Source organism: Streptomyces doebereineriae, assembly GCF_031845645.1.
Taxonomy (GTDB): Bacteria; Actinomycetota; Actinomycetes; order Streptomycetales; family Streptomycetaceae; genus Streptomyces; species Streptomyces canus.
The window spans coordinates 1-406 of the sequence record NZ_JAVREZ010000513.1; the positions used below are offsets into that span (position 1 = coordinate 1).

Here is a 406-nt window from a genome sequence, read left to right on the forward strand (position 1 = left end):
GCGGTCGTTCGGGGCGAGCAGCGCTTCGGCCAGCCAGACATGGGCACGCCCGATACCGATCATGACCCACGCCAACAGATACAGCGCGAGCAGTCCACCCGCCGACAGCAGTAGGTAGATACCGAGGGAGTCCACGGGTTCGTCGAAGCTGACGATCGCTTCTCCCGTGATCGCCCAGATCACCGGGGAGACCACCAGGACCGCCGAAATCACGACTCCCAGCACGACCCCGTATCCGAGAGGTGTCATCACGATGCTCTGCAGCAGAAGGAAACCCAGGCTGCGCCAGCCGACACCGTCTGTCAGCGCAGCGGCCACGGTCTGGGGCCAGCTGGCCTGCCGGGCGAACGGCGCCGGCGGGTCGATGGTGACCCCGACCAGCCGGGCCAGCAACCGGTACAGCGCG

The 406-nt window shown here is 67.2% G+C and carries 1 protein-coding gene; it reads right to left on the reverse strand.

The genetic code is table 11. The features are described 5' to 3' along the window. The coding region (locus tag RNB18_RS53030) for a sensor domain-containing protein (RefSeq protein ID WP_311721179.1) at positions 1-406 on the reverse strand (406 nt) is incomplete at both ends.